15 protein-coding genes are annotated in these 14,697 nt (G+C 62.5%); 6 read left to right on the forward strand and 9 right to left on the reverse strand.

All coding sequences use genetic code 11. The features are described 5' to 3' along the window. Nucleotides 1-53: 53 nt before the first annotated feature. Nucleotides 54-1,070, reverse strand: a complete 1,017-nt coding sequence (locus tag AB6N07_RS00005) for an AI-2E family transporter (protein WP_370675791.1) — start codon at nt 1,068-1,070, stop codon at nt 54-56. A 129-nt stretch (nt 1,071-1,199) separates the two neighbouring features. Between AB6N07_RS00005 and AB6N07_RS00010 the strand changes: the two genes are divergently transcribed. Then, the gene (locus tag AB6N07_RS00010; protein WP_370675792.1) at nt 1,200-2,558 is read left to right on the forward strand and encodes a GH1 family beta-glucosidase; all 1,359 of its coding nucleotides are present in this window, start codon (nt 1,200-1,202) and stop codon (nt 2,556-2,558) included. Nucleotides 2,559-2,717: 159 nt separating this feature from the next. On the opposite strand, the gene AB6N07_RS00015 is transcribed toward AB6N07_RS00010, so the two are convergent. Further along, nucleotides 2,718-2,990, reverse strand: coding sequence for a hypothetical protein (locus tag AB6N07_RS00015; RefSeq protein ID WP_370675793.1), 273 nt, complete (start codon nt 2,988-2,990; stop codon nt 2,718-2,720). Between the two features lie 433 nt (nt 2,991-3,423). Between AB6N07_RS00015 and AB6N07_RS00020 the strand changes: the two genes are divergently transcribed. Next, the gene (locus AB6N07_RS00020; RefSeq protein ID WP_370675794.1) at nt 3,424-3,825 is read left to right on the forward strand and encodes a flagellar basal body rod protein FlgC; all 402 of its coding nucleotides are present in this window, start codon (nt 3,424-3,426) and stop codon (nt 3,823-3,825) included. A 16-nt stretch (nt 3,826-3,841) separates the two neighbouring features. Here AB6N07_RS00020 and AB6N07_RS00025 read toward each other — a convergent pair whose 3' ends face one another. The 3 genes from AB6N07_RS00025 to AB6N07_RS00035 all read right to left on the reverse strand — a co-directional run bounded on the left by AB6N07_RS00025 (nt 3,842) and on the right by AB6N07_RS00035 (nt 6,571). Beyond that, nucleotides 3,842-4,177 carry a hypothetical protein gene (locus AB6N07_RS00025; RefSeq protein ID WP_370675795.1) on the reverse strand — a complete coding sequence of 112 codons (336 nt, stop codon included), beginning with the start codon at nt 4,175-4,177 and terminating at the stop codon, nt 3,842-3,844. A 29-nt stretch (nt 4,178-4,206) separates the two neighbouring features. Next, nucleotides 4,207-4,959: a DUF4432 family protein gene (locus AB6N07_RS00030; RefSeq protein WP_370675796.1), complete on the reverse strand. Its 753-nt coding sequence runs from the start codon at nt 4,957-4,959 to the stop codon at nt 4,207-4,209. A gap of 124 nt (nt 4,960-5,083) precedes the next feature. Then, nucleotides 5,084-6,571, reverse strand: a complete 1,488-nt coding sequence (locus AB6N07_RS00035; RefSeq protein WP_370675797.1) for a helicase HerA domain-containing protein — start codon at nt 6,569-6,571, stop codon at nt 5,084-5,086. Nucleotides 6,572-6,721: 150 nt separating this feature from the next. Here AB6N07_RS00035 and mog point away from each other — a divergent pair, with 150 nt between their 5' ends. Further along, the gene (mog, locus tag AB6N07_RS00040) at nt 6,722-7,243 is read left to right on the forward strand and encodes a molybdopterin adenylyltransferase (protein WP_370675798.1); all 522 of its coding nucleotides are present in this window, start codon (nt 6,722-6,724) and stop codon (nt 7,241-7,243) included. Nucleotides 7,244-7,443: 200 nt separating this feature from the next. Beyond that, entirely contained in the window at nt 7,444-7,653 is a 210-nt protein-coding gene (locus AB6N07_RS00045) for a cold-shock protein (RefSeq protein WP_370675799.1), read from the forward strand. Between the two features lie 80 nt (nt 7,654-7,733). Here the strand turns inward: AB6N07_RS00045 and AB6N07_RS00050 are convergent, their stop codons facing one another. The 4 genes from AB6N07_RS00050 to AB6N07_RS00065 all read right to left on the reverse strand — a co-directional run bounded on the left by AB6N07_RS00050 (nt 7,734) and on the right by AB6N07_RS00065 (nt 12,636). Next, nucleotides 7,734-8,231, reverse strand: coding sequence for a cytochrome b (locus AB6N07_RS00050; protein ID WP_370675800.1), 498 nt, complete (start codon nt 8,229-8,231; stop codon nt 7,734-7,736). A gap of 118 nt (nt 8,232-8,349) precedes the next feature. Continuing rightward, complete coding sequence (locus AB6N07_RS00055) at nt 8,350-10,644, reverse strand: Tex family protein (RefSeq protein ID WP_370675801.1); 2,295 nt, start codon at nt 10,642-10,644, stop codon at nt 8,350-8,352. 109 nt (nt 10,645-10,753) lie between these two features. Further along, nucleotides 10,754-11,035, reverse strand: coding sequence for a DUF2934 domain-containing protein (locus AB6N07_RS00060; protein WP_370675802.1), 282 nt, complete (start codon nt 11,033-11,035; stop codon nt 10,754-10,756). 287 nt (nt 11,036-11,322) lie between these two features. Beyond that, complete coding sequence (locus AB6N07_RS00065) at nt 11,323-12,636, reverse strand: amidohydrolase family protein (RefSeq protein WP_370675803.1); 1,314 nt, start codon at nt 12,634-12,636, stop codon at nt 11,323-11,325. Nucleotides 12,637-12,743: 107 nt separating this feature from the next. Here AB6N07_RS00065 and AB6N07_RS00070 point away from each other — a divergent pair, with 107 nt between their 5' ends. Next, complete coding sequence (locus AB6N07_RS00070) at nt 12,744-13,118, forward strand: cupin domain-containing protein (RefSeq protein WP_370675804.1); 375 nt, start codon at nt 12,744-12,746, stop codon at nt 13,116-13,118. Nucleotides 13,119-13,325: 207 nt separating this feature from the next. Continuing rightward, nucleotides 13,326-14,687 (forward strand): protoglobin domain-containing protein, encoded by a 1,362-nt coding sequence (locus AB6N07_RS00075; protein WP_370675805.1) that lies wholly within the window; start codon nt 13,326-13,328, stop codon nt 14,685-14,687. Nucleotides 14,688-14,697: the final 10 nt, after the last annotated feature.

Here is a 14,697-nt window from a genome sequence, read left to right on the forward strand (position 1 = left end):
TTGACGCTATAACGATCCCCGAGCCGGTTCAAGGGCTGGGAGAGCGGCAAACCTTAGATCAAGTCGTTGGCCAGCAATTCTTCCTTGACGTAGGCGTAAAAGATCGGCGCGGCCACCAGTCCAGGCACGCCGAAGGTCGCTTCCATAGCCAACATCACCGTCAGCATCTCCCACGCACGCGAGTTGATCTGTGTGCCGATGATGCGGGCGTTGACGAAATATTCCAGCTTGTGGATGGCGATCAAAAACATCAGCGCGGCGATCGCCGCTGGCGCCGAAACACCCAAGCTGACGATGAAGATTACCGTGTTGGAGATGACGTTGCCGACCACCGGCAGGAGGCCGACGATAAAGGTCACCGCTACCATAGTCTTCAGAAACGGCAGCTGGACTCCGATCAGCGGGTCGAGGCCGAACAGAAACAGGGCGGTCAGCGTCGTGTTGAGCAGCGAGATTCGGAACTGGGCAAAGACGACACGACGGAAGGACAGCGTCAGCCGACGAACGCGCTCGATCAATTCGACGGCTAGAGGGCCATGCGGCTTTTCCGGCGGCTTGCGGAACAGCACCAGCGAGCCGATGATGATGCCGAACAGGATATAGACGAGGATACGCCCAACATCCTGGCCGAAACGCTGGAGCTCCCAGGCGTTGTCCTGCAGAAACTTCACCGCTTGCCGGCGGAGCTCGTCGGTGTTGACGGGAATATAGTCCCCGATCCATGGCGGCAGATAGGTGCGGCCGGTTTCCAACACCTGGGCCATCTTGTGAATGAGGGCGAACAACCCCTCCGAACCGTTGGTGAATAGCGAACTGGCGGCGATGATCGCGCCGGTAATGCCGAGCGAGATGGCCGCAACGATGACGATGAGCGCCACCGCCTTGCCCATTTGCTGCGTCCATCCGGTGCGGTTGCGCAGCCAAGGCGCGGCACTGATCGCCGTTTCATGGACGAGCAGGCCTGCCAGAAGGCCGGCGAGCAGGCCCATCTCAAGGCAGAGCAAGAGAGCGACACCAACGATCAGATAGGACGCAATCTTTACCCAGTTGTAGGAAGCCAGCTTGTCCATCGGCCGTGGTCATCTCCATCAGTGATGCCCCAATACAGCCCATTCCGGATGAACGCAAAAAGAAACCACGAGGGCTTCCGACGTGAACCGATTCATGGCAATGCCTTCTGGTCGAAGAGGAGGAACTTCATGTCCAGCATCGCGCTTTCGAAACGTTTTCCCCGCGACTTTGTCTTCGGCTATGCGACCGCTGCCTATCAGATCGAAGGCGCCCACGACGAAGACGGCCGCAAGCCAAGCATTTGGGACGCCTTCTCGCGCATTCCCGGCCGCGTCAGGGACGGTGATAGTGGCGATATTGCCTGCGACCACTATCATCGCATGCCCGAGGATGTGCGGCTGCTGAAGTCGCTGTCGGCGGATGCCTATCGTTTCTCGATCGCTTGGCCACGCGTCATCCCCGACGGTCGTGGCCCGGTCAACGAAAAAGGCATCGACTTCTACGATCGGCTGATCGACGAGTTGCTGAAGGCCGAGATCAAGCCTTATGCCACCCTCTACCATTGGGATCTGCCGATCGAACAGCACGGCCGTGGTGGCTGGTGCGCTCGCGATACGGCCTATGCCTTCGCCGATTATACCGACGTGGTGATGGCGCGCCTCGGCGACCGTCTTTCCGGCATCATGACGCTCAACGAGCCCTGGTGCTCGGGTCACCTTTCCTATCTCATTGGAGAGCACGCGCCCGGCGAACGCAATCTCGCCGCGGCGCTTGCCGCCATCCACACGCTGAACCTCGCGCATGGCCTCGCCATGCAGGCGATCAAGGCGCGCCGCGCCGATCTGCCGGCCGGCATCGTCTACAACGCAAAAGCACTTTATCCTTTCACCGACCGTCCGGCGGATATTGCCGCTACCGAGCGCTACCGCGCCTTCCACGACGGCGTTTTCATGGACCCGGTGTTTCTTGGCCACTATCCGGCCGACGTGCTGGACGCCTTCGGTCCCATCATGCCGAAGATCGAGCCCGACGACCTCAAGATCATCTCGACGCCGATCGATTTCCTAGGCCTCAATTTCTACGCGCCGGAACGGATCGTCGCCGATCCCGCCCTGCCCTATCCGCGCGCCCGCTCGGTGCAGGCGGAGAACGTACCGCGCACGGCCATGGGCTGGGAGATCCATGCTCCCGCCCTCGACCGTCTGCTCACCGACCTCAATGACCGTTACGATCTGCCGCCGATCTACATCGCCGAAAATGGCTGCGCCCAATATGACGAGTTGGTCGATGGCAAGTGCGACGATCCCGGCCGTGTCGACTATCTTGAAAAGCACCTCACCGTGCTCGCCGATGCCCGAGACAAGGGTATCCAGATCGACGGCTATTTCGTCTGGTCGCTGATGGACAATTTCGAATGGTCGCACGGCTACGCCAAGCGCTTTGGCGTGGTCTATGTCGACTACGAGACACAAGCGCGCATCCCTAAATCCTCGGCGATCTGGTATCGCGACCTGATTGCCGGCCGGGCCCAGGCGGCATCTGTCTAGTGCGCCTTGCCAAGAACAAAAAAATCCCGGGAGCATTGGCTCCCGGGGAAGTTGATCGGCACGCCTGGAAGGGAAACGGGCCGAGAAGGACAACCAAGGCAATACATCAGGTGAAACAGAGGACTAAAGAAAAGGCACTAAACAACTTATCGAGTAGAATTAGGTGCTGAAAGCTTCGGCCGCGGTCCGGCCGGTCAGGCCGAGGCCGTCGCGGAAGAGCGAATACTGGCGGCGACCGCGCTGCGTCGATTTGCCGGCGCCATGCCGTGCGAGACGCCGTACGGCCCGCTCGGCAGCAAAGCCATTGTCGAAGCTCGCCCCTTCAAGTGAACGAAAGCGCGTATCAACCGCGTGGAACTCATAGGCGCTGCCCGCGCCGACCAGCACGCCGACTGCCTCGCCGGCCAGCTCAACGATATACCCACTGTCCATTTTAGCCTCCAGGGCCGGCACGCACCGACCGATCTTCAAACCCGCTTGAGAGCATTTAGTTTCAGCGCACGTTCAAAAAAGCGCCGACAGTACTGGCGGAGATCGGTGCGAGGCGTGGTCAGGTCTTTGAAGGTCATGGTCGCCTCCTATCGTGGAAGGGCACCACCATGCTGGGCATGGCGCTTTAGCGTTTGATCCGGCGGTCGCAAGCTACAAGTCAAATCCCGCCGCACCCGTCTCCGGATGCCCTTTTATGTGGCATCGAACGGGGCAGTTCTTCGAGGAACCGTCGTCCAAATATTGCGAGAAATGGAGATAAATCGCCCAGACGGCGTTCCGAACGGCAAAAGATTCAAATTTGCACCGTCGGAGCAAGGCGGATTTAGCATGTCAGGCCGACAATATCGGATCGTCATGTCCTCGGAGCCACCCGATGTCCCTTTCATCCGTATCGTCGATTTCCTTGTCGGGGATGCAGGCTGCCACGACACGCCTTGAGGCGTCGGCCTCCAATATTGCCAACGCCTCATCGTCGGGATCGCTACCCGATGCGTCTGGCGCCACCACGGCCTATGCGCCGGTGACGGTGACGCAATCCGACGTCAGAGGTGGCGGCGTCTCCGCGCGGATCACCAACGCCGCCGACCCTTATGTCACCAGTTACGATGCGTCTTCGCCGGACGCCAACACCGACGGCCAGGTTGCCATGCCGAACGTCGACATGGCCAGCGAACTCGTCAACGTCATGACGGCCCGCATCAGCTATGAGGCTTCGGCCAAGACGATGAAGGCGTCAAACGACATGATGAAGACGACGCTCGACGCCTTCAGCTGACGGACCTTTATTCCGTTCACGCGCGCTGACGCTTCACCGTCTCGATATGACGGACCATGGCCTCGGCTTCGGCCGGCGTGAACACCGCCGCGACGATCTCATTCTTGAAGCATTCCCCTTTGCCGAGCGGTGCGTGAGTGACCGGTCGCCCGTTTACGCGGGACGCTTCGTCAGGAGACCTGACCGGGAATGCCATGCCGACCGCTTCTTGATCACCGGTACGGCAGATCCAGCGAGCGGCGGCGCCGGTATTCTCGGGCATGAAGGAGGTATAGTCGGCCGTCCCGTCCGGGTGAATCTGCATGAAGTGCGACCACCCCTCGTCGTCGGTCAGCGGATCGAAAGCGAACACCACCTCCGGCGCGAAAATCTTGTCCGAGGTCAGCGTGGCGGCGCGGCTGGGATCCTTGGCGAGTTCGGCGATCCACGCGACATAGCCCGGCCCCGGCTGGATGTGCGGCGGGATTTCCTGCCGGACGCGTAATCCCTCGGCTGTTTCGTGCAGCGTGCCGACCAGCCGCCCCCCTCGCGAGCGCGCCAGTTGAGATGGCCGAGATAATGCACGGCCAAGGGCGTCGATTTCAGATTGGTAACCGTGATGCCTATGGTGATGCGCGCCCGCCCCTCGTAGAGCTTCAGGATCGGCACGGCCTCGTAGTTGACGGCAAAGGCGACGGTGTGATTGTAGCGGCCGGTGACGGCGATGTACCTGCCGTTTTCATCCTCACCAAGCAAGAGAGCGGCGTCGCGGTAGGGGGCGTTCGGCAATTCTCCGTGCTGCTCGCGGCGCTCCATGGGGCCAGGGGCGCCGATCGCCGTGATGCCGGCATGCTGGAAGTAGCCGCCATAGGTCTCGAAAAACCTCTGCGTTGAGCGAGGCATGTCGAACATCGACTTCATGCCGACGTCGCGACCACCGAGGCGGGCCGACCAGACGTGCTGCCCCTGGAAGGGTAGTACCACCACCTCGTCGGCGCCATTCGACACCCTGATGGCGTCGACACCGGAGGCAAAGCGGAAGGCCGCCGCCGTAAGCGCGCCCGCGCGAAAAATCACCCGCTCGGCTTCCGAAAACGCGACACCGCGAAGGTCGACGGACGCCATTGCCGCTTCGCCCAAACTCGACACTACCATACCGTCCTCCCGCAACAGGCGGCTGCGCTCCTCCCGAGTCGACGGTCGCCGGAGGACAGTCTGTCGCGTTTTCCCCTCAGCTCCAAGGGGGCGCAGCACAGCAATAGAGCTTAATGAAAGAACCTTATTCGGCAGCGGCCGCCGCGGTCGCCGAACCCGGTGCCGTTTGCCAGCCGAGATCGGGCAGCTGGATCATCCGCTGACCACGCAGATCGGACGCGGTGACGAGAAAACCACGCTCTTCCATATAGGCGAGCAGCCGCCGCGCACGCGATGGCGAGCGGGTGCCGTAAGCGCGCGCAATCTCCGCATCCGATGGGCATGGCGCTTTCTGAAGCGCCGCCTTGGCGACCAGCAGGAAGACGCCCCGCATATCCTCGGGCAGCGAGGCGGCGATCAGCGTGGCTTGCTGCCAGGCATCTTCATCGACCGTTTCCGTCTCGACGCCGGCACGAGCCAGCGATAGGCGCTGTCGGAAGGACTGCAGGTCGAGGCTGTCGCCGGTTACCCGCTTGATGCGGCAGCGAACCAGGAAATCCTGATAGAGCATCGACACCGCCTGGAAAGCGGCGTCGGGCTCGGCCATCATCTCGGCCAGGATTTCTTCGATGGCTTCGTCGCGGGCAAGACGGCCGAGCAGATCGGCCTGGGGAGGGTTGTCCTCCGGAGCCGGCGCCAATGCGGCGCGCGAACGCGACAGTTCGGAGAGGATATCGGCGGTGGATACCGGCGCGGCGGTAGTGCGCGGCATTTCCTCGCCGGCCGTCGACCGGAAGATCAACTCGCGGGCCGCCTCGCCGCCCTGCTCGGGCAGCGGCGTCAGCTTGGGGCCGCCGCCACGTCCGGTGGTTTCCACCGGCCCGATCCTGACCGGCTCCGGCCGGCGACCGATGGCTGGGCCGAGCGAAACGAACTCACCCCGCTGAAGATTGCGGAACATCTCGGCCTGCCGGCGCTCCATGCCCAGAAGGTCGGCGGCGCGGGCCATGTCGATATCAAGGAAGGTGCGGCCCATCAGAAAGTTGGACGCCTCGGCGGCAACGTTCTTGGCGAGCTTGGCGAGCCGCTGGGTGGCGATGACGCCGGCAAGACCGCGTTTGCGGCCACGGCACATCAGATTGGTCATGGCAACGAGCGAGAGGCGACGCGCCTCACCGTCGGCTTCACCGGACGCGGCGGGCGCGAACAATTGTGCTTCGTCGACCACCACCAGCATCGGATACCAGTTGTCGCGCTCGGCATCGAACAGGCCGTTCAGAAAAGCGGCTGCAGCCCGCACCTGACCGTCAACGTCGAGCCCTTCAAGATTGAGTACGACGGACACGCGGTGTTTGCGGACGCGCGCGGCGATCAAGGCCAGATCGCGTTCGGAACAGTTGGCGTCGACCACCACATGACCAAAGCGGTCGGCCAGGGTCACGAAGTCGCCTTCGGGATCGATGATGGCCTGCTGGACCCATTCGGCGCTCTGCTCAAGCAGACGGCGCAAGAGATGCGATTTTCCCGAGCCGGAATTTCCCTGGACCAGCAGACGGGTGGCAAGCAGTTCCTCGAGGTCGAAGGCAGCGCGCGCGCCGTTCGTCCTGTTGCCAATGTCCACGCTGAAGGTCATCCCGAGGTCTTTGTCCCACGCCACCGATTGTACAGAACGCGTCTTTCGAAGGTGCCCTCCTTCTGTCGACCGATTCGGTTGCCTTGGCCAAGGGCGAAGCAAGGTGCTAACGCTGTCTTCTCCCGTGATTCACAGGCTGGAGCCTCGATAATGGTCCGCATCGCGATTTTAACCGTCTCCGATCGCGCCGCACGCGGCGAGTATGAAGACCTGTCGGGGCCGGCGATCGCCGCCTGGCTCGGCCGCGCCGTCACTTCACCCTACGAGCTCCTGACACAGGTGGTCCCCGATGGAGTGGACAGCGTTGGAGGAGAACTGGTTCGGCTCTGCGATGAAGAGCGGGTCGATCTCATCCTGACCACCGGCGGTACCGGTCCCAGTCCTCGCGATCTTACGCCAGAAGCGATGAAGGTCGTTTTGGAAAAAGAACTGCCGGGCTTTGGTGAGCTGATGCGGCGCATCAGCCTCGAGACTGTACCGACGGCTATCCTGTCGCGTCAAACGGCCGGCACGCGCGGCACGACGCTGATCGTCAACTTGCCCGGCAAGCCGGCGTCGATCGCCGTTTGCCTGAACGCGGTCTTCCCTGCGATCCCCTACTGCCTTGATCTGATTGGAGCCGGCCGCATAGATACCGACCCCGCCATCTGCCATGCTTTTCGGCCAGCGTAAGCCGGCAGAGGCAAGTTGCTTGCAGTAAGACACCGCTCGTAGTATGAGAGACCATCGATTTTGGCCAGACCATCGGCCCTGAACGCCTGGGATTATTCCTCCGCGACGTGACGACCTTTCCAAACTCGGTAAACCAACCCAGTCGCGCGCTCAGTCGCGTGGCTTTCTTCAAGTAGACTTTCTGAGGAAAGGATCTCGTCATGGCTGTAGGTACCGTTAAGTGGTTCAACGCCACCAAGGGTTACGGCTTCATCGCTCCGGACGCTGGTGGACCGGACGTTTTCGTCCACATCTCCGCTGTCGAGCGCTCGGGCCTTGGCTCGCTTAACGACGGCCAGAAGGTGAACTTCGAAGTCGTTCAGGACCGCCGTTCCGGCAAGTCCTCGGCCGATAACCTGTCGGCTGCCTGATCGCAGGATCGGCACGCAATAAATAAAAGCCCCGCGAGAGCCCTCTCTCGCGGGGTTTTTGTTTGCAATAAGAGAGCCTGTCAGTTGGTACCCGGCACCATCATGCGGCGCAGGGTAGAATCCTTCAGGATGAAGTGGTGGTAAAGCGCCGCTGCCGCATGGATCAGGATCAGAACCACGAATATCGGCTTGTTGACCTCGTGAATCTCGCCAAAGGCGCGCATGTCGACAAACTGCGCCAACAGCCCGGTGATCGGCGTGACGATCAGCATCAAATAGAAGATATAGTGGAGCGCCTCGCCGGCCCGCACCTGCAGGGCGGGGCCGGGAACAGATGCCGGCACGCCGAGGGCAAGACGAAGACCGAGGCGAACCAGCGTAAGCACAAGAACTGCAATACCCACGCCGATATGCAGATAATAGGCGGTCAGGAGCGGCGCGGCGTCCTGTCCGGAACGCAGAATATAGTTATAGCGCCCCATGTCTTCGCCGAAAATCAGCTGGAAAAACACGAGAAGCACAATCAGCCAATGGAGTGAAAGCTGGAAAGCGGTGTAACCGGTAGAATGCTTGGCCATGGTGGGCCCTCACGATGGTTAACGCCGCCGAGCTTACACCAAATCCAGCAGCCACCAACCGTGAAGATCGCAGCTATCGCTCCAAAATTGTAATGCCGAGCCCTATGTGCCCAGCCGATCAGCGCCTTTTCATGGCAGCAGCCAACGCAGCGGCCATCGCACTGTTACCGGTGGCCGGCGGCGGGTCGCGACGATCCGGACGACCGCTACCGGCTCCTTTCGGCGCTCCATCGTCATCCTTGCGCATCGACAAGGCGATACGCTTGCGCTTTGCGTCAACCTCGACGACGCGGACCTTCACCACGTCGCCAGCCTTCACAACGTCACGGGGATCCTTCACGAACCGATCGGCCAACTGACTGACGTGGACGAGGCCGTCCTGATGGACGCCGATGTCGACAAAGGCGCCAAAGGCGGCAACGTTGGTCACCGTGCCCTCAAGGATCATGCCGGGCTTGAGATCGGCAATGTCCTCGACCCCTTCCGCGAAATTCGCCGTCCGGAACTCCGGACGCGGATCGCGACCTGGCTTTTCCAGCTCGGCCAGAATGTCGCGCACTGTCGGCAGACCGAAGCGCTCATCCACGAACTTGGCCGGACTGAGCGCCTTCAACGCGGCGCTGTCGCCCATCAGCTGTCGGATATCGCGGCCGCAGGCGGCGACGATACGGCGAGCGACACCATAGGCCTCCGGATGCACCGAGGACGCATCGAGCGGCTCATCGCCATCGCGAATACGCAGGAAGCCGGCGGCCTGTTCGAAGGTCTTGGCGCCGAGGCGCGGCACCTCCATCAGTGCCTTGCGACTGCGGAAGGCGCCCGACGCGTCGCGATGGGCGACGATCGCCTCGGCAAGCGCCGGGCCAAGACCGGAGACACGGGAGAGAAGCGGCGCCGAGGCCATGTTGAGGTCGACGCCGACCGCGTTCACGGCATCCTCGACGACAGCGTCGAGCGCCTTGGCCAGGTGCCCCTGATCGACATCGTGCTGATACTGCCCGACACCGATCGACTTCGGCTCGATCTTGACCAGCTCGGCCAAAGGATCCTGAAGACGGCGGGCGATGGAAACGGCACCGCGCAACGAAACGTCGAGGCCGGGAAACTCGCGGGCTGCCAATTCCGAGGCCGAATAGACAGAAGCGCCGGCTTCGCTCACTACCACCTTGGTCGGCTTCGGTGCCGGCGCAGCGGCGATCAGCGCGGCGGCAAGGCGATCGGTCTCTCGGCTTGCCGTACCATTGCCGATGGCGATCAGATCCACCTTGTGCTTGCGCACCAGCGCCGACAGCGCGGCGAGCGCACCGGTCACGTCGTTCCTCGGTTGGAAGGGATAGACGGTGGCGGTGTCGAGGAGCTTGCCTGTGGCGTCGACCACGGCAACCTTGACGCCGGTACGGATACCGGGATCAAGGCCCATGGTGGTACGGGCACCCGCGGGAGCGGCGAGCAGCAGGTCCTTGAGATTGTCGGCGAAGACCCGGATCGCCTCTGCCTCGGCCTTTTCCCTCAGCGTGCCCATCAGATCGAGGGAGAGGGAAAGCTGCAATTTCACCCGCCAGGTCCAACGACAGACGTCAAACAGAAACCCTTCGGCCGGCAGTCGCGCCGGAACACTGATCGAGAAAGCTTCCGCCACCATCCGCTCAACCGGCTTGACCGGGGTTGGGTCGTCGGCGTCGATCTCCAACTCGAGAGCCAGTATCTCCTCGTTGCGACCACGCAGCATGGCGAGCGCCCGATGGCTCGGTGCCGTCGCCCAGCGCTCGCGATGATCGAAATAGTCGGAAAACTTCTCGCCGGCCGTCTCCTTGCCGGCAATGACCGCCGAGCGCAGCACGGCGCGATCTCGCAGGTAGGTGCGCAGGCGGCCAACCAATTCCGGTGTTTCGGCGAAGCGCTCGGCCAGGATATCGCGTGCGCCGTCGAGCGCCGCCTTGATGTCGGGCACCGCCTCCGTGACGTAGGCAGCAGCGACCGCCGCCGGCTCCAGCGTTCGGTCGGCGAACAGCGCGTCGGCAAGCGGTCCGAGCCCTTTCTCCTTGGCGATTTCGCCTTTGGTGCGGCGCTTCGGCTTGAAGGGCGCGTAGAGATCCTCGATCTCGGCCTTGGTGACAGCAGCGGCGATCTTTCCGGAAAGATCGGGCGTCAGCTTGCCCTGCCCGTCAATGGCCGCCAGAACGGCCGCGCGACGGGTCTCGAGTTCACGCCGGTAGGCGAGCCGTTCTTCGAGCTTGCGGAGTTGGGTGTCATCGAGCCCGCCAGTCACTTCCTTTCGGTAGCGGGCGACAAAAGGCACCGTCGCCCCCTCATCGAGAAGGCCGACCGCCGCCGCCGCTTGGGCCGGACGGCAGCCGATTTCGCTGGCAATGTCCCCGACAATGCGGGCTTCGACGGCTGCGGAAAGGGTCATGTCACGGCTCCCTAACAAGAAGGTCGCGACATTAGGCATCCCACTCGGGCGGCGCAACGGCGCCGGCCCGTCTTGTCAACAGCCCGTCACGTGCTTCAGGCCGACGATATCAGCCCGAAACCACCTTGAGCGAAGGCTTTTTGGCGACTTCCTTCTTTGCAGCTTCTTTCTTTGCGGCGGGTTTCTTGGCGGCCGGCGCCTTGGCTTCAGCTGGTTCCTTCTTGGCAGCCGCGGCGCGCGGCTTGCGAGGCGCCTTGGGCTGGGCTTCCGCCTCGGCGCGGACGATCGCCTCGGCTTCCAGCCAGTGTTGATCGGCCCGGCCTTCTGGCTGCCCTTCAGCCAGCCAAAGTTCGCGTGCCTTGGCCCTGATCTTGGCTTCGATATCGGACATGTCGAAATCCTCTCTTGTTCGGAACCCAGCCAGCGGATGCCGGTACGACATCCCCTCAGGGGCGTTCGGGACAATAAACTGGACCCTTCGACCCAACGGCTTCCTAGGCGAAACCGTAACGGGAATAATGTAGCGCAGCACTCGCGGTCTGAGAAGGCAGCGGCCGGCTCAAAATGGCGCGATCGCAAAGAGTTTTGCCCTGCACCGCCGGGGGAGAGCGCTTTTTTTGGCGGCAAGCCGGCTGGAACGAGGTCAGCCTTTCCGGGCCACCGAATCAACCCCATGGGTCAGGCGATGGAGGCCGCGATAGCCGGCCGTAGCGCGCCCGCCGCGGCGATCAGCGAGCCTACATCGGCGGTGAGAAGGCGCCCGGCTTCGACCACGCGTCGTCCTGCGACGAAGACATCGGTGACGTCGCCCCGTCCGGTGGAATAAACGAGGTGGGTAACGGGATCGAACAGCGGCGCGGCATGCAGCCGGCCAATGTCGACCAAGATGAAATCGGCCTCCTTGCCGACTTCGATCGATCCCAGCCGGTCGCCCGCCCCCAGGGCGCGCGCGCCATTTCGCGTCGCCATGGCCAAAGCCTCACCCGTGGTGACGGCGGCGGCATCGCCGGTGGTTGCCTTGTGCAGCGTGGCGGCCAGGCGCATGGCGAGCCACATGTCCAAGTCGTTGCCGGAGATGGCGCCGTCGGTCCCGAGCGTCACGTTGACGCCAGCCTTGAGAAGCGCCGGAACCGGCGCGAAGCCCGAGGCGAGCTTCATATTGGACATCGGATTATGCACGACGTGCGTGCCGGAAGCGGCGAGCAGATCGATCTCCGCCGCGTCGAGGTGAACGCAATGGGCCAGCACCACATCGGAGCCAAGCAGGCCCAGATCGGCAAGATGAGCGATGACGCGGCGGCCATAACGCTCGGTCACCGTTGCCTGCTCGGCCGCCGTTTCGGCCGCGTGGGTACACCAGAACCCGCCGCGCGAGCGGGAGAGACGGGCAGCGTTCTGAAGGTGCTCCGGCGACACCGTGTAAGTGCCATGCGGCAGGCAGCCGGGGAAAACGAAGGGATCGTCCTCGACAGCGTCGAAGAATGCCGTGGCGTCGGCGAGCCGACGGTCGGCAAGATGGCCGTCCATGCCGGGAGGATCGAAGAAAATGCCGCCTGTGGCGACGCGGATCCCGAGCGCTTTGGCTGCCCGTACCGTCTCCTCAGGGAACCAGAACATGTCCATGACGGAGGTGACACCGGAGAGCAGCAGCTCGGCAAGACCGAGTTCGGCACCAAGCCGGCAGGTCGCCGGATCGAGGATCGCCCGTTCGGCCTTCCATACCGTCTGCAGCCAAGGTTCGAGCGGCAGGTTCTCAACGAGGCCGCGAAACAGGCTGTCGCCGGCGTGGCAGTGCGTGTTGATCAGGCCGGGCATCAGAATGCGGTCTCCCACCTCCACCAGTTCGGCGCCATCCAGGGGAATGGTCGACGCGGGCCCGACGGCGGCGATACGGCCGTCGCGGATGGCGATGGCGCCATCCGAGATCACAGTCATCGCCTCATCGCAGGTGACGAGATGAGCAGCGCGAACGACAAGATCGGAACAGGACATGTTCTCTCCAGGTTGTGCATTCATCGCCGATGAACCAAACTTCGTAAAGGGCGATGGCTGGTAGGGGCCAATGCCCCACAATCGCCCTTGCGACCCACGAGGCAAGTATGACCCACCCGCTTCTCGCGCCCAGCAGAGGCCTGCAGGAATTCGCCACTTCGGAGCGCTGCTTCATCACTGAGCTTCTCAACCATTCGTCACGGCCGGATGTATCTCTGGCACGAGCACGCGTCCTGCCCGGCGTCACCACCGAATTGCACGCTCTCGACGTGGAGGAGACCTACGTGATCGAGGCGGGAGGCGGTATGATTGAGGTCGGCGGCGATCGCTTCCGTGTCCGACCGGGCGACAGCGTCCGCATTCCCGAGGGAACATCCCAGCGCATCGACAACGATGGCGCCGTCGATCTCGTTTTTCTCTGCCTGTGCCGGCCACGCTTCCGCGCCGAGGGCTACGTAAGTCTTGAATCGCCGCGCACCTAAGCACAGGTGTGTCGCGGCAGGACAGATCGAGACTCGTAATTCGCATCCCTACGTATAAGTGCTGGCAATACCTCGCATTTTTGGCTTTCAGTTTCCTAAAATACCGATAGTTTCCTTGATTCCTTTACGGACAGGTAACGGATTTCGCGCGACATATACTGACGTCGGATGCACTCGTTGCATCGACCCGCACCATAAGGAACAGGCATGTCCGCTGTCTCGAATCTTGTCTCTGACATGCGTCAGCGTCTCGGCTTTCACGCTGTCGACGACAGCGTCACCACCACACTTCGCGAACATCGCCCTTATATTTCCAGTATTCTTGCCGAGGGTATCGACGCCTTCTATCGGCATGTCTCCCAATTCCCCGAAACCAAGCGCTTTTTCCGTTCGGCCGATCACATGGCCCATGCCAAAGCGGCGCAAATCAAGCATTGGGAACATGTGCTGGAGGCTCGCTTCGACGAGACCTATTTCCAGTCCGTGTACAAGATCGGCGAGACGCACTACCGGATCGGTCTGTCGCCGACCTGGTATATCGGTGGCTACGATTTTCTGCTGACAGCGCTGATCGGTCGCATCAACAAGGATTATTCCGGCGGCTTGTTCAAAGGCGGCCAAGATGAAACGCGGCTCAAGCTACTGCAGGCCCTCAGCAAGGCGGTGATGGTCGACATGGATTTCGCCATTTCGGTCTACATCGACGCCGAACGCGCGGCGCGCCATAGCCTGATCGATCGCGTCACCCAGGAATTTGAGTCATCGGTCGGCGCCATCGCCGACAAGGTCCTGGCCTCCGCCAAGGATATGGCGACGCTGACGCACGCCCTCGATCAGGCGACCGACCGCGCCGCCGAGCGGGCGCAAAGCGTGACACATGGCGCCGAAACGGCCTCCGCCAACGTCGCCACCGTTGCCGCCGCCACCGAGGAGCTGACCGGCTCCGTTGCCGAAATTACCCGACAAGTCGCGGAATCGAGCCGCGTCGCCGCCGAAGCGGCCGCTGACGCCCTCCGCACCTCGAGGCAGATCAAGGAACTCTCCGAAGCTGCCAAGAAGATTGGCGATGTCGTCGACCTCATCGACAACATCGCTTCTCAGACCAACCTCCTTGCACTCAATGCCACCATCGAGGCGGCACGGGCCGGCGAGGCCGGCAAGGGCTTCGCGGTGGTGGCCGCAGAGGTCAAGCAGCTGGCCGACCAGACCGCCAAGGCGACTTCGACCATCGCCGACCAGATCAACGGCATTCAGGCTTCGACCGAGCAGTCGGTGGCGGCGATCAACGCCATCTCCGGCGTGATCGGCCGCCTGAGCGATATCGCCAGTGTCATCGCCGCCTCCGTGGAAGAGCAGGGCACGGCCACACTCGATATTTCACGCAGCCTCAACTTGGCATCGACCAGTACCGCCGAGGTGACCGAACATATCGACGGCGTGTCCAAGGCCAATGCGGCGGCCGTCGCTGCTACCGAACGCATGAAAACCGGCACCGCCGAACTCGACGACAGCTGCGCCCGCCTTCGCTCCGAGATCAAGGGCTTTCTGACGAAAGTGCGCGCAGCCTAAGGCGCCGCCT

Source organism: Pleomorphomonas sp. PLEO (assembly GCF_041320595.1).
Lineage (GTDB): Bacteria > Pseudomonadota > Alphaproteobacteria > Rhizobiales > Pleomorphomonadaceae > Pleomorphomonas.

Coding starts and splice junctions, on each gene's coding strand:
- AB6N07_RS00030 (WP_370675796.1), bottom strand. CDS start 4,959: ATGGTAGTGTCGAGTTTGGGCGAAGCGGCAATGGCGTCCGTCGACCTT.
- AB6N07_RS00055 (WP_370675801.1), bottom strand. CDS start 10,644: ATGACCCTTTCCGCAGCCGTCGAAGCCCGCATTGTCGGGGACATTGCC.
- AB6N07_RS00005 (WP_370675791.1), bottom strand. CDS start 1,070: ATGGACAAGCTGGCTTCCTACAACTGGGTAAAGATTGCGTCCTATCTG.
- AB6N07_RS00015 (WP_370675793.1), bottom strand. CDS start 2,990: ATGGACAGTGGGTATATCGTTGAGCTGGCCGGCGAGGCAGTCGGCGTG.
- mog (WP_370675798.1), top strand. CDS start 6,722: ATGGTCCGCATCGCGATTTTAACCGTCTCCGATCGCGCCGCACGCGGC.
- AB6N07_RS00060 (WP_370675802.1), bottom strand. CDS start 11,035: ATGTCCGATATCGAAGCCAAGATCAGGGCCAAGGCACGCGAACTTTGG.
- AB6N07_RS00075 (WP_370675805.1), top strand. CDS start 13,326: ATGTCCGCTGTCTCGAATCTTGTCTCTGACATGCGTCAGCGTCTCGGC.
- AB6N07_RS00010 (WP_370675792.1), top strand. CDS start 1,200: ATGTCCAGCATCGCGCTTTCGAAACGTTTTCCCCGCGACTTTGTCTTC.
- AB6N07_RS00070 (WP_370675804.1), top strand. CDS start 12,744: ATGACCCACCCGCTTCTCGCGCCCAGCAGAGGCCTGCAGGAATTCGCC.
- AB6N07_RS00050 (WP_370675800.1), bottom strand. CDS start 8,231: ATGGCCAAGCATTCTACCGGTTACACCGCTTTCCAGCTTTCACTCCAT.
- AB6N07_RS00035 (WP_370675797.1), bottom strand. CDS start 6,571: ATGACCTTCAGCGTGGACATTGGCAACAGGACGAACGGCGCGCGCGCT.
- AB6N07_RS00020 (WP_370675794.1), top strand. CDS start 3,424: ATGTCCCTTTCATCCGTATCGTCGATTTCCTTGTCGGGGATGCAGGCT.
- AB6N07_RS00065 (WP_370675803.1), bottom strand. CDS start 12,636: ATGTCCTGTTCCGATCTTGTCGTTCGCGCTGCTCATCTCGTCACCTGC.
- AB6N07_RS00045 (WP_370675799.1), top strand. CDS start 7,444: ATGGCTGTAGGTACCGTTAAGTGGTTCAACGCCACCAAGGGTTACGGC.